13 protein-coding genes are annotated in these 13,416 nt (G+C 49.9%); 12 read left to right on the top strand and 1 reads right to left on the bottom strand.

Going from position 1 to position 13,416, the window contains the following annotated elements; translation table 11 throughout:
• Positions 1-28 precede the first annotated feature (28 nt).
• From LOK74_RS24435 to LOK74_RS20125, 10 genes are all read left to right on the top strand, one after another.
• Positions 29-547, top strand: coding sequence for a GNAT family N-acetyltransferase (locus LOK74_RS24435; RefSeq protein ID WP_420908699.1), 519 nt, complete (start codon positions 29-31; stop codon positions 545-547).
• Positions 548-614: 67 nt separating this feature from the next.
• Complete coding sequence (locus LOK74_RS20165; RefSeq protein ID WP_230047073.1) at positions 615-1,877, top strand: MFS transporter; 1,263 nt, start codon at positions 615-617, stop codon at positions 1,875-1,877.
• Positions 1,878-2,141: 264 nt separating this feature from the next.
• Positions 2,142-3,095, top strand: coding sequence for an ABC transporter permease (locus tag LOK74_RS20160; RefSeq protein ID WP_230043783.1), 954 nt, complete (start codon positions 2,142-2,144; stop codon positions 3,093-3,095).
• Positions 3,085-4,035, top strand: coding sequence for an iron chelate uptake ABC transporter family permease subunit (locus LOK74_RS20155; protein ID WP_230043782.1), 951 nt, complete (start codon positions 3,085-3,087; stop codon positions 4,033-4,035). Before LOK74_RS20160 ends, LOK74_RS20155 begins: the two co-directional genes overlap by 11 nt.
• Positions 4,029-4,787: an iron ABC transporter ATP-binding protein gene (locus LOK74_RS20150; RefSeq protein ID WP_230043781.1), complete on the top strand. Its 759-nt coding sequence runs from the start codon at positions 4,029-4,031 to the stop codon at positions 4,785-4,787. The genes LOK74_RS20155 and LOK74_RS20150 overlap by 7 nt, the downstream gene beginning before the upstream one ends.
• 191 nt (positions 4,788-4,978) lie before the next feature.
• The gene (locus tag LOK74_RS20145) at positions 4,979-5,980 is read left to right on the top strand and encodes a siderophore ABC transporter substrate-binding protein (RefSeq protein ID WP_230043780.1); all 1,002 of its coding nucleotides are present in this window, start codon (positions 4,979-4,981) and stop codon (positions 5,978-5,980) included.
• Positions 5,981-6,538: 558 nt separating this feature from the next.
• Positions 6,539-7,147, top strand: coding sequence for an NAD(P)H:quinone oxidoreductase (gene wrbA / locus LOK74_RS20140; RefSeq protein ID WP_230043779.1), 609 nt, complete (start codon positions 6,539-6,541; stop codon positions 7,145-7,147).
• A 129-nt stretch (positions 7,148-7,276) separates the two neighbouring features.
• Positions 7,277-7,741, top strand: coding sequence for a MarR family winged helix-turn-helix transcriptional regulator (locus tag LOK74_RS20135; RefSeq protein WP_230043778.1), 465 nt, complete (start codon positions 7,277-7,279; stop codon positions 7,739-7,741).
• A 196-nt stretch (positions 7,742-7,937) separates the two neighbouring features.
• Positions 7,938-8,867: an MFS transporter gene (locus LOK74_RS20130; RefSeq protein ID WP_230043777.1), complete on the top strand. Its 930-nt coding sequence runs from the start codon at positions 7,938-7,940 to the stop codon at positions 8,865-8,867.
• A 111-nt stretch (positions 8,868-8,978) separates the two neighbouring features.
• Complete coding sequence (locus LOK74_RS20125) at positions 8,979-10,697, top strand: ABC transporter ATP-binding protein (RefSeq protein WP_230043776.1); 1,719 nt, start codon at positions 8,979-8,981, stop codon at positions 10,695-10,697.
• A 42-nt stretch (positions 10,698-10,739) separates the two neighbouring features.
• Here the strand turns inward: LOK74_RS20125 and LOK74_RS20120 are convergent, their stop codons facing one another.
• Positions 10,740-11,435, bottom strand: coding sequence for a GyrI-like domain-containing protein (locus LOK74_RS20120; protein ID WP_230043775.1), 696 nt, complete (start codon positions 11,433-11,435; stop codon positions 10,740-10,742).
• Positions 11,436-11,533: 98 nt separating this feature from the next.
• Between LOK74_RS20120 and LOK74_RS20115 the strand changes: the two genes are divergently transcribed.
• Positions 11,534-12,019, top strand: a complete 486-nt coding sequence (locus LOK74_RS20115; protein WP_230043774.1) for a GyrI-like domain-containing protein — start codon at positions 11,534-11,536, stop codon at positions 12,017-12,019.
• Positions 12,020-12,318: 299 nt separating this feature from the next.
• Positions 12,319-13,389: a DUF4424 domain-containing protein gene (locus LOK74_RS20110; RefSeq protein ID WP_230043773.1), complete on the top strand. Its 1,071-nt coding sequence runs from the start codon at positions 12,319-12,321 to the stop codon at positions 13,387-13,389.
• Positions 13,390-13,416 lie beyond the last annotated feature (27 nt).

Below are 13,416 nucleotides of genomic sequence, written 5' to 3'. Positions count from 1 at the left end.
ATAAATTGCTTTCGGAAAGGTTGATCCGATGGTTACTGTTGTCACGTGTCAAAACGATGCCGAATATGAGAAGTGCATTGATTTTGTGTTACGCCACAGGCGAGACTGTTATCCCGCGTGCAGATTCGGTACGGTTTTGGCCTTTCTCAATGGTCAGTTGAAGTTTGGTGAACTCGTCGTTGGGTTCAACGAACGAAATGAGGTCATTGCGGTGGTCGGCTATGTGTACGGAACGCCGGAGAGGGAGTTTGCAGACAAAAGCCGGGTTCGTATTGAGACCATCTGCATCGCCGAGGAACATAGAAAGACCAGGCTTTTCTACAACCTGCTCCGCCATGTGATCGATCATTTGAGCAGGGCGGAAGTTGGTGTGAAAGAAATAGAATTTTATGTCCCAGGCAATAACCCGTACTTTCGCAAGCTTTTTTCCAAGTTTTCCACGCTCGCGTCGACATCGAAAACCAACTTCGGTGTGGAAGACCTTTTCGTAGCCACAATGGAAGACTTGACGAGCTATTGTGAGAGACTGAGACCTCAAAGGGCTTGATCGCTTTGAGGTTTCTTTCTTCGTGAGCAAGCGACTTGCGATTTTTACTGAAGGGCTGGTAGGCAACATGCCAACACTCCCCTTGGGAAAAAACGGAATTCTGCACAACAAGGTATTCAGAATACTACTACTCTCCGTCCTGTTTTTGCAGGTTGGAATCTGGGTGCGCAATTATGCTGTGTTATTGTTTGTGATGGAGCAATCCAACGGTGATCCATTTGCTGTCTCCATGATTTGGATTGTTCAATATGTGCCCATGCTGCTGTTTTCGTTTGTTGGCGGGATGTTTGCCGATCGCTGGCGTCTCAAGCCGACCATCATTGGCTGCGATGTGTTAAGCTCCTTGTCGGTTTTCGCTCTCTTGCCGACGCTATTGTTTGGGATGTGGGAAGCCGTATTTTTCGCTGCGTTCATCTCTGCCATAACAGCGCAATTCTCCCAGCCCGCTGCTTTAAAATTGCTGAAACTCCACCTGTCGGACGAGCAAGTCCAGTCCGCTATTGCCGTCAATCAAGCCGTATTTGCCCAGTTTGCCATGATTGGCCCAATCCTGGGCACCTTAGTGTATCAACATTTTGGCATTCACTTCTCCGTTGGGGTCATGTGTGCAGCCTTTCTGCTGTCTGCTGCCGCTCTTGCTTTCTTGCCGCCCGATCAACCAGTTGAGAAAGAAAAAACACCGGCAAGCTTCCGTCAAGAATTGGCAGAAGGACTGCGTTATGTATGGTCCAGCAACGTCCTGGTGCGGATGGCGGCGGGTTACGTTGTCGCAGGCTTGGCGCTTGGTTTGATTCAGCCGCTGGGCATTTTTGTGGTGACCGATCGCCTGTCTCTGCCAAAGGAAGCTATCCAGTGTTTTACCGCTGCGAATGGAGCAGCCATGGTGATGGGCGGTATCTTGATGCTGGTGGCGGGAAAAAAGATGGCCCCTCTCAGGATACTGGTTACAGGAATGGCGATATCAGCGGTGAGCGTCTCCGTCACGGGATGGTCCACCAACATCTGGTTTACACTAGCCGCCCAGTTTTGCAGTGGTCTTATGCTGCCTTTCATTCAGATGGCGCTGAGCATGATTATGCTGCAAAACACGGAACAGTCGTTTGTTGGGCGCGTCAACGGTCTGCTGTCTCCGCTGTTTTTGGCCTCCATGATCGTCACGATGAGCGCTACCGGTTGGCTGACATCACTGCTGTCGATTGTTGCTGTCTATCAGTTGGCGGCCATGTTGCTAGTGATCGGAATGGGAATCATTCTGCCGCTTTCGCATGAGTGCCGACAAAAGCCAGAAGCTTCGCAAAAGACGGAGACAGGAACCGCAGAACTCTCCTAGGAGTGCCTCGCCGGGCTGCAAACCTTTAGCTGCAAACCTTCCTGACAATCCTCTTTTTGTACGCTCCCTTTGCTTATCTGTTTGTCTATTTTTCGACAATTGAAGATCCAGGGGATAGGGATCAGCATTCAACAAGTGTCATGCCTGTTTTACCGGTTGACATTTTCGGTGAGGAGCGTTATCATTCTAAATGATAATGAATATCATTATTGTGGATTTTACATACGACAACTCCTCGACGTAGAGGCAGAGTAAGGAAGCGTTATGAAAAAGAGATACCTGATTCCAGCGTTGATTGTCCTATCGATCATTTCCATTTTTGTTGGGGTAAAAGAGCTTACTCCTTTTGACTTGTTCAGTCTAAGCAAAGAACAGAGCCAGATCTTGCTGATCAGCAGGCTGCCTCGGTTGATCAGCCTCATTGTCGCCGGCATCAGCATGAGCATTGTCGGTTTGATCATGCAGCAGCTGAGCCAGAACAAATTCGTATCGCCTACGACTGCCGGAACGATGGATTCGGCCCGCTTCGGCATCTTGGTTTCGATGATTTTGTTTACTTCAGCAAGCCCGTTGCAGAAGATGCTGGTTGCCTTTGTCTTTGCCTTGCTCGGCACCTTTCTCTTTATGAAGATACTGGAGAGGGTGAAGTACAAGGACACGATTTTTATCCCGCTTGTCGGTTTGATGTTTGGCAGTATCGTCAGTTCGATGACCACCTTTTTTGCTTACAAGTATGATCTGATTCAGAATATCTCCTCATGGCTGCATGGAGATTTTTCGATGATCATGAAGGGGCGGTATGAACTGATCCTGATCAGTGTTCCGCTTGTGATCGTTGCGTACCTGTTTGCCAATCGGTTCACGATCGCGGGGATGGGGGAAGAGTTTTCCGTCAACCTGGGCCTGCGTTACAAGCAAGTGGTCAACATTGGCTTAATCATCGTCGCCCTGGTATCATCGGTTGTTGTCCTGACCGTTGGCATGCTGCCTTTTTTAGGCTTGATCATCCCCAACATCGTCACCATTTATCATGGCGATAATCTGAAAAAAAGCCTGATCCATACCGCTTTGCTGGGAGCCGTATTCCTCTTGTTCTGTGATATCCTGGGCCGGCTGATCATCTATCCTTATGAGATTCCGATCGGTCTGATGGTTGGCGTCATCGGCAGCGGCATCTTTCTTTACTTGCTCATGAGGAGAAGGACATATGGACTATAAAGCCAAGATCAGCATGCTTGCTATTCTCGCAGCCGTATTCATCGCCATGTTTTTATTGATCGACATCGGTCCCAACTGGGATTACGCCCTGCCGAAGAGAGGGAAAAAGATCCTGGCGATCGTCCTGACCGGTGGTGCCATCGCTTTCTCCACCATGGTGTTTCAGACGATTACGAATAACCGCATTTTGACACCCAGCATGATCGGCTTGGATTCGCTTTACCTGTTGATTCAGACCTTTATCATTTTTGTGTTCGGCTCGACCAGCCTGACGGTGATGGATAAGAACATCAACTTTCTCCTTTCCGTTGCGCTGATGGTTCTATTTGCCGGAGTGCTGTACAAATTGCTGTTTAAACGGGAAGGACAAAACATCTACTTTCTGCTCTTGATCGGATTGATCTTCGGCACCTTTTTTGAGAGCATTTCCACGTTTATGCAGGTGCTGATCGATCCCAACGAGTTTTTGATCATACAGGACAAAATGTTTGCCAGTTTTAACAACGTCAATACGGATTTGCTGCTGATTTCGATCGTCGTTCTGCTTCTGGCAGCCGTCTACTTTGCGAGGTATATCAAATACCTGGACGTCCTTTCACTGGGGCGGGAACAGGCGATCAATCTGGGAATAGACTATGACTATGTGGTCAAAAGGCTGCTGATCGGAATCGCCGTCCTGATATCGATATCGACGGCTTTGGTCGGACCGATCACGTTCTTGGGACTGCTGGTGGCCAACATCGCGCATGAGTTCTTAAAAGCGTATCAGCATAAGTACCTGTTGGTCGGCTCCATTCTGATCAGTATCGTCGCCCTGGTGGGCGGTCAGTTGATCGTAGAGCGGGTGTTCACCTTCTCCACCACGTTAAGCGTGATTATCAACTTTATCGGCGGCGTCTACTTTTTGTATCTTCTCTTAAAGGAGAATAAGTCATGGTAGTGGTGAAAAACGTTTCCAAGCGCTATGGACATAAAAACGTGGTCGACAACGTATCTGTCGAGATCTCCAGAGGAAAGATCACTTCTTTTATCGGCCCAAATGGAGCGGGGAAAAGCACCTTGCTGTCGATGATGAGCCGTTTGATTGGGAAGGATCAGGGAGAGATCTGGATCAATGGCACAGAGATCAGCCAGTGGAAAAGCAACGATCTGGCCAAGAAGATCTCCATCCTGAAGCAATCGAACCATATCAACATCCGCTTGACGATTCGGGATTTGGTCAGCTTTGGACGCTTTCCGTATTCCCAGGGGAGACTCTCCCAGGAGGACTGGAAACACATCAACGAAGCGATTGAATACATGGAACTGGGCGATATCCAGGAGAAGTACCTCGATCAACTGAGCGGCGGACAAAAGCAGAGAGCCTACATCGCCATGGTAATTGCCCAAAATACGGAGTACATCCTCCTGGATGAGCCGCTCAACAACCTGGATATGAAACATTCCGTGCAAATCATGAAAGTATTGAGAAGGTTGGCAGATGAACTGGGGAAAACGATCGTGATCGTGATCCACGATATCAACTTCGCCTCTTGTTATTCCGACTACATCGTTGCACTGAAGGATGGCAAAGTGGTGAACGAGGGACCGACCGATCAGATTATCACGCGACCGATCCTGCAAGAGATTTATGATATGGACATCCCGATCGAGGAGATCAATCAGAACAAAATCTGCATCTATTTTACCTGATCATTGTTTCCGCTGTACGGGTGACAATTTTGGTCGTCCGGCCATGCGATACATGCTGTAGGCTCTGCACATCCCTTTTGCTTACATAAAGCGACAGAAATGGATAACTGTGCAAATCAGCAACTGTTCGGTTTTGGCGGCACGATCAAAATCACATATATGAAACCATACTATTTTGGGGAGTGACTCAAATGAAACAAAGATGGTCTTTGATTCTCATGATGCTGGTGTTGGCTCTCGTGGCTGCCGCATGCAGCACGACCAGCTCGTCAGCACCTGTCGGCAGTGAAGGAGGACAAACAACTGCAGCCAGCACATCGGGCGGAAGCGACAGTACCGGAGCTGCTGCTGGAAGTGAAGAGCTAACGATCAAACATCAGTTGGGCGAGACGAAAGTTAAGAAAAATCCTCAGAAGGTCGTTGTTTTCGACATGGGGGCGCTGGACACACTGGATAAACTGGGGATTGAGGTAGCAGGTGTGCCACAGGATTCCCTGCCATCCTATCTGGAAAAGTATAAAGATGCCAAATACGAAAATGTAGGAAGTCTAAAAGAGCCGGATTTTGAGAAAATCAATCAAATCGGTCCAGATGTGATTCTCATCTCCGGACGGCAGTCAGAGGCTTATGAAGAGTTGTCGGAGATTGCCCCTACCGTATTTGTCGGAGTGGATACCAATCGGTACATGGAATCCTTCAAGGAAAATGCGAAGCTGATCGGGCAGCTGTTTGGCAAAGAGTCGGCTGTGGAAGAAGAGTTGGCCAAGATCGATGAGTCGATCAAGAGTCTGCATGACAAAGCTTCGACCAGCGGCAAAAACGGGCTGATCATCCTCACCACAGGCGGCAAAGTTAGCGCGTATGGAGCAGGTTCTCGCTTTGGCTTGATCCATGATGTGTTTGGTGTGCCTCCGGTGGATGAGAACATTGAGGCATCCACGCATGGTCAAAGCATCTCTTTTGAATATATCGTCGAGAAAGACCCTGACTACCTGTTTGTCGTCGACCGCGATGCAGTCGTAGGCGGTGAATCGGCGGCGAAGCAAGTGGTGGAGAATGAACTGATGAAGAACACCAAAGCGTTTAAAAACAATCATATCATCTATTTGGACCCTAACTACTGGTACTTGTCTGGCGGCGGTTTGATTTCCGTTGCGGAGATGGTCAAAGAGATTGAAGCAGGCATAAAATAAATAAGAACGAGCTGTCTGTGTTGCGGGAGATGTCTCGAACAGGCAGCTCTTTTTTTGCACGACAGCCCCCTACACGCGATCGATGTGGGAGACGGCTCCGTTTTTGACCTTCGAACCGAAAAGGGTAACGAAAGAGGCCAAATACGAGACCTTTCTGCTGCTTGAAAGAGAGCAACTGTTCTACCATTTCGTCTGTCTCACTGGTATTTCCGCCAGTAAAGCGATAGAAGTACAGATGCACGGAAGACCATTCTGGATCGGTTCGCTTTTCCTCAGAGAGCTGATGATGGATCTGAGTGATTCTCCCAGATTGCTTCATAATCTATGCTCACCGCTTCACGTTTTTCTTTCATTATAAGAAACAGCAGACAAAAGAATTGTCAGAGATTGAAGCGAAGATACCGCTAAGATTGTAACTTTATCGGGAATGCTGACGGGAGGACTCGATTACCCCATAGGAGATACGGTCGGATGCTGACTCAAGTCGTATAAAGCGAGAACTCTTAAGGAACAATTTACTTGTGTGGAAAAAACTTGCGCAGAAAGAAGGGATCATCCATGTCCGTCAATCTCGCGGTCATTTACTACAGCAGCACGGGAACCAACTATCAGATGGCCCAATGGGCCGCAGAAGGGGGGAAAGAGGCAGGGGCAGAAGTAAAGATCCTGAAGGTGGCCGAGCTTGCACCGGAGGAAGCGATCGCCGGCAATCCTGCATGGAAGGCACATGTGGAAGCAACCGCAAACGTCCCTATCGCTACGATGAACGACTTGGAGTGGGCGGATGCGATTATCTTCAGCACCCCCACCCGTTTCGGCAACGTTGCTTCTCAAATGAAACAGTTCCTGGATCAGACGGGAGGACTGTGGTTTCAGGGAAAACTGGTGAACAAAGTGGTCAGCGCGATGACTTCGGCGCAAAATCCGAACGGTGGACAGGAAGCAACCATTCTTTCGCTGTATACGACGATGTATCACTGGGGGGCGATTGTGGTTGCACCCGGCTATACCGACCAATCGATCTTTACTGCCGGAGGAAATCCGTATGGAACCAGTGTCTCGGTAGACCAGGATGGAAACATGAAAGAGGATGTGCGTGGAGCGGTACAACATCAAGCCAAACGGGTCGTAACAGTTGCCGGATGGGTGAAAAAAGGGATGCAGTAGCTAGGGAGAGAGCTATTTCGGCTCTCTTTTTTTGTACGGAATGGAGACAGTCAAGGTGTAATTGACAATCCCAGAACGGCATAATACAATAACGCTTAGAATTCTAACTAATCGTTGAGAAGGTTGGCTATGAAAAAGGAAACCAACGAATCGCTGCAGCAGCTGCCGTGGCAGGAAAGAGGAGGACTCACCGGCCACTGGCTGAAAAGAGCATACCTAGTGATGCGTCGTCAGCTTGAAGGAGAGCTGCGGCAGCTAGGCCTGACACACCCCCAGTGGGCAGCGCTCGGGCAGCTCTACTATCGCCCCGGGATGACCCACTCCCAACTGGAGGATGCTCTGATGATTGAAGCGCCTAGTGTTACAAGCTTGATCAACGGGATGGAGAAAAAAGGATGGGTGAAACGACGCCAGCATCCTGAAGATGCCCGTATCAAGCAAATCTTCATCACCGAGGCAGGAAAAAAGGTGATCGAACCAGCTTTGCGGTTGGGCGAAGCGGGAGAAGAGCAGCTGCGGCAGGTCATCCCGGCAGAGGAACTGGAACAGGTAAAAAAGACGCTTCGCAAGATTGTCCAATTGTACGAATCGTGAGCAATCGGATTGGTTGCTCCCTATTGGTTAGAATTCTAAGTTGTTGCAAAGACACGCTGATTTAGTTCGAATTCTAACTTAATAGTTCGAATTCTAATAATAAGGTAGAAAGGGTGAAGAAGCAGGTGAGACAGCAGAGCGAGATGATAGGAACTCCTTACCAAAACAGGTGGTGGGCCATGAACGCGGCAAAGCCATGGCTGTTGTTGGAACCATCGGTCCGCTTGGAGGGATTGCCGGTCCCGGATTGGGAGGTTTGTTGACGGAAGCCTGGGGATGGCAAAGCGTATTTTTTGTAAACGTGCCATTCTGCCTGGTGGCGCTGCTGTTGATGTGGCGCCTTTTGCCGAATGATACAACGAAACGGCATCAACCGTATGACTTTGTCGGTTCGATCGCTCTCTCAGCGGGTGCGCTTCTTCTGTTGTTGGGACTGACAAGCAGCTACGACCTATCACTTTTATTCTTGATTGCTGGCGTTTGTCTGCTGCTGTCGTTTCCGTTGATTGAGAAGCGGGTCCGGCATCCGCTCGTTCCCCCTGCTATGTTTGGGAAAGGCGACTTTACGCTGCCCTTGGCTGGGGTTATCGCTAGTTCCATTGCAGGAAGCGGCCTTGGTTTTATAGCTGCCTTCTTTTTGCAGATCGATATGGGACTGAGTCCCGCTCAGGCAGGGTTTGCAGTACTGGCTGTGCCGGTATCGATGATGGCTGCTTCCCAAATCGGAGGCATCATAACAGATCGTATGGGTTCAAGGCTTGCGGCGATGATAGGTGCAGCTATGGGGCTCCTCGGTCTGGCCTTGCTGCTCCCTTTACAGCCCGATTGGTCGATCGCAGATGTGATGCTTCGCTTTGTCTTGATTGGTTTTGGACAGGGATTGTTCGCTTCACCGGCCAACGTGGCAATCATGGCAGCCACTTTGCATGATTATCTAGGGGTGAGCAGCGCGATCACCAATCTGCTTCGTCAGCTTGGCTTTGCACTGGGGCCGGCAATTGCCGCTTTCATGTGGAGACCCGATGCGATCGATTCGTTGGAAAGTATGCGCAGCGTCTTTTCGGTGCTGCTGGTCGTTCAAATGATCACGTTCACAACCACTTTGCGTTATCGAAACCCTGTCTGACAGATCATGCCAAACGGTTCCATTGATTGTAAAGTTTATTTGATCAAACTGCCGGCTCGCCATATAATCCTTACTAGGCATGATTCAGTGACGCTAAAGGAGAAGAGAAGAATGATCCGCCGCTTTTATTCTTACTACATCCCCCATCGCAAATTGTTTATGCTCGATTTTAGCAGCGCGGTCGTCGTAGCGGTCCTGGAGCTAGCTTTTCCGCTTGCCGTACAGTGGTTTATCGACACGTTGCTGCCTGGCGGGAACTGGTCAGCGATTGTCTGGGTAAGTGCAGGACTGCTGATGTTGTATCTGCTTAGCACGTTTCTCCATTTTGTGGTCAACTACTGGGGGCACAAGCTGGGGATCAATATTGAGACCGACATGCGGCAGCAGCTTTTCCAGCATGTGCAGAGACAGTCGTTTCGCTTCTTTGACAACACGAAAACCGGACACATCATGAGCCGCATCACCAACGATTTGTTTGACATTGGCGAACTGGCCCACCATGGGCCGGAGGACTTGTTTATTGCTGTGATGACTTTCCTCAGCGCCTTCTGGATTATGTTTACGATCAACGTGCCGCTCACTCTGGTGATCTTGATCATCGTGCCCTTTCTCATCTGGCTGATCGTCGTCTGCAACCTGCAAATGAATCGCGCCTGGAAACAGATGTACAGTGAAATAGCAGACGTGAACGCTCGTGTAGAAGACAGCGTTTCAGGCGTTCGTGTGGTTCAGTCGTTTACCAACGAACCATTTGAGATTGCCCGATTTACGAAGAATAACCAAAAGTTCCGCAAGGCCAAGCTCCGTTCCTACCGGATCATGTCATTCAGCACCTCCGGGATCTACATGATGACGCGACTTATCACGCTCGTAGTTCTCGTCGTGGGTGCTTGGTTCAGCTTCCGCGGCCAACTCTCCTATGGGGAACTGGTCGGGTTCGTGCTGTATGTCAATGTGCTGTTCAAACCGATTGACAAGATCAGTGCATTGATGGAGTTGTATCCAAAAGGCATGGCGGGGTTCAAACGGTTTACCGAGCTGCTCGATATGGAGCCGGACGTGCAGGATGCGCAAGATGCGATAGAGGTGCCTGCGCTGCGTGGAGATATCGTGTTTCGCGATGTGAGCTTCCGATACGATGAGCGCAAGCCTGTCCTGGAAGGAATCAATCTGCAAATCCGGGCAGGGGAGACGGTCGCTTTTGTCGGACCGTCCGGAGCCGGGAAAACAACGATCTGCTCGCTTATTCCGCGATTCTATGATGTTGATCACGGGACGATCACCATCGACGGGATCGACATCCGCCAGATGACCAAACAGTCGCTGCGCTCGCAGATCGGGATTGTGCAGCAGGATGTCTTTCTGTTTACGGGAACGCTGCGGGAAAACATTGCCTACGGCATGCTTGACGCTACCGATGAAGAGATAGCGGAGGCGGCTCGACGCGCCCATCTGGAAGACTTTATTGCATCTCTCCCGGAAGGGTACGAGACGCAGATCGGGGAAAGAGGATTGAAACTATCTGGCGGTCAGAAGCAGCGGATCGCGATCGCCCGTATGTTTCTTAAAAATCCACCGATATTGATCTTGGATGAAGCTACCTCGGCTCTCGACACCGAGACGGAATTCATTATCCAAAAAGCGTTGACCGAGCTGGCCAAGAATCGCACAACACTCGTCATCGCCCATCGGCTGGCAACCATTCGGAATGCAGACCGCATTGTCGTGGTCACAGAAAACGGGATTGCCGAACAGGGGCGCCATGATGAGTTGGTTGAACGAGGCGGAGTATTTGCTTCCTTGTACCGGGTAGAGTATCAGCGGTCATAGACGGGCGGCTCGACAGGAAACGATGATTAGCAGCAGAGATGATTACTTTAGCGGAATATAAATCTCCACCTCTCTGGTGCTGATCGGTGTTTCCCCGGGTTTGCATACTTGCAGACAGTAGGCATCGGGATCGTGATCCATGTTTTGCTGACGCAGTTTTTCAAGGGTAAAAAAATAAGTCAGATCCAGCTCTTCCCGCTGGTGGGGGCCTTGATGAATGTAGGCGGCATAGGCTTTGGTGGGTAACGTGATCCCGACCATGCCCCCGGGAACCGTATCTAGGGAGGCGACTTCAACTCCTGCTATATAGTGATAGGCGAAGTTGCGGTTCCGTACGACGCCGATCATCCGGCCGGGTGCAATAGGTGAGGCAATCTCCTGCTGTCTCACCTCTAGTTCACGCCAAAGCCTTGGGATAATTGCATTGGCCATATAGACGGCGGCAAACGGTGCTTTCAACTCGACTCCCACAACGTGTGTAGTCGGTTTTACCAAACGCCTCGTCAAAGGAGGAGATTTTTCTATTCTCCCCCTTCGGCTGCTCTGATTGGTGATGCTGTACCCACCGTGCCTGCCTGGTTCCGAGTAGAGCGGGACTCCCATACCGCTTAATTCCTGCAGATAACGAAGCATGGTCCGGTAAGAGACCCCGAACTCTGCCGCCAACTCGTCGACGGTAAACCGCTTTCGTTCGTATACGACCATCATCAGTTCCAGCAGTCTCTCTGTTTTCGTCATCTCATCACTTCTTTGTATTAATCTGACAAGTTTTGTCACAGTTTCATTGTATGATAGAGGCAAGTTGTTAGCAAACCAATTACAGGGAGGTAACGATGATGGAACAGTTGACCGCAGCGGCTGTGGTGACAAGAACAGGTTTTCAGGCCATTGGATTAAAATGGGAAGGGACGTTTGCCGAGGCAGGCGCGGGCGATATTCGCCGGGTTCATCAGGAGATGCATCGACGCCTGCAGGAGATCCCTCATGTTGTACAGCCTGACAAGTTGTTAGGGTTGTCTTATCATGCCCATCCGGGAGCGGCCGGTTTTACTCATTATGCGGTGGTAGAGGTGGGCAAGGTGGAGCAGGTACCAGCCGGCATGGTTCATCTCTCTGTGCCAACGCTTACCTATGCCAAGTGTGAACATCGCAAGGGACAAGAAATTATCCGCTCCTATCAAAATCTCTACACGTGGATTGAACAGCAAGGATTTTCTCCTTTCAAAGGAGATCTGACTCACCTAGAAGAATATCCGATGGCCCAAGATCCGCATACGGATGATCCCGAGTTTACCATCCTGATTCCGATTGAAAAGCAATAATCCGGGGGTAGGCAACGGTACCAGTCCGGCCAACTGCGGGCCAGCATCTAGTTTAAGTAGAAGTCACTTTAGGAAAAGAAAGACGAAAAGGTAGACAAAAAGCAAGGGGCATATACAGGATATGATCCCTTGTTTTTTTATTTTGGTTGCGGTGCAGGATGCCCTGTCTTCTGTGTAAATTGTTTTGGCAACAGGGAGGAGCCAGCTCCATGTAGGTAGAAGGATAAGAGAGGTTGCCCTTTTTTTGAATTCTTGTATGGTAAGCTATATGACAGTCCATGTAGAAAAAGGAGCGGACCATGCGCAAGACTTTGTTCATTCTGTTTTGCAGCCTGTTGGTCACTATTCTGGCAGCCCATCCTGCTTTCGCCAACGGAACGACTTTCTTTCGATACTCCAAGATGCCGACCGGCCAGGTGCTGCCCATGGAGCCGGGAAAGATGAGCATAGAAGGGGAAGAACTGTCGATACGTTTTGTGAAGCAAAACAAGGGGACCATCTTTGCCCCCGACCACCCATCGATGAAGGCAAGGATTCAGGTGATCTATAAGCTGCACAATCACCTCAGCGAAGATTGGGAGGTGCCGATCGCTTTTCCCCACCCGGGGGAGACTGACCAATGGAAAGTCACCTTTGATGGGAAAACGATTCCGCTGACGGGGACGGTTATGCTGCCGAGGGAACAGGTGGTAGGCAAGGTTCCGCTGCATAGTTGGATTCACCCGCGTATCGGCAAGAAGTATGAGCTCAGTTACCAGGATGAGTATGCTGAATTCCGCAGCATTCCGTCCCAAACGTTTACCGTTTTGGCGAAGGGAGAAACGACTCACACCTTGCAAATCGAATACGAGGCTAGCTTGGGGATTGATGAACGAACCAATCTTCACCCCGTCTATCGCTTTGATTATCTGCTTCATCCCGCATCGTACTGGAGTGATTTCAAGGATCTCCATATCAAGTTGGATATCCCCTTTAACGGGGACGTCTACGTCAATCTCCCGCTGCAGAAGAGCGGCTTTTACAGTTGGGAAGGAACGTTTGACCGTCTTCCGGAAGAAGATCTGGTCGTCTTTCTGTCACCTGACTCTGGTGTGGTGATTGATTTGTTTCACTCCAGGGCAGCCGCTCTGGCAGCGGTGCCGATTCTATTGCTCCTGTTCTACCCCATAGGCCGATGGATGATTTCCCGGACACCCTCGCGTCATGGGAAAGTGGTTTCCATCTTGTGGCTGGCGGTTTGTCTCTGGGCAGGCTATGACATCCTGGAGATGAATATCACGGGTTATCCATTCAAGGTGCTCCAGCCTGTCTTGTTTGGAGTGTATGTGTTGATTCTCATCCTGGTGTGGAATCGATTGCGCAGAGTATGATGCGTTGCGTCGGCGTACTGTACTGAT

Origin of the sequence: Brevibacillus humidisoli (assembly GCF_020923435.1) — a bacterium.
GTDB lineage: Bacteria > Bacillota > Bacilli > Brevibacillales > Brevibacillaceae > Brevibacillus_E > Brevibacillus_E humidisoli.
The sequence above is the reverse complement of the archived record's forward strand: the minus strand, read 5'-3'. Positions and strand labels throughout refer to the sequence as shown.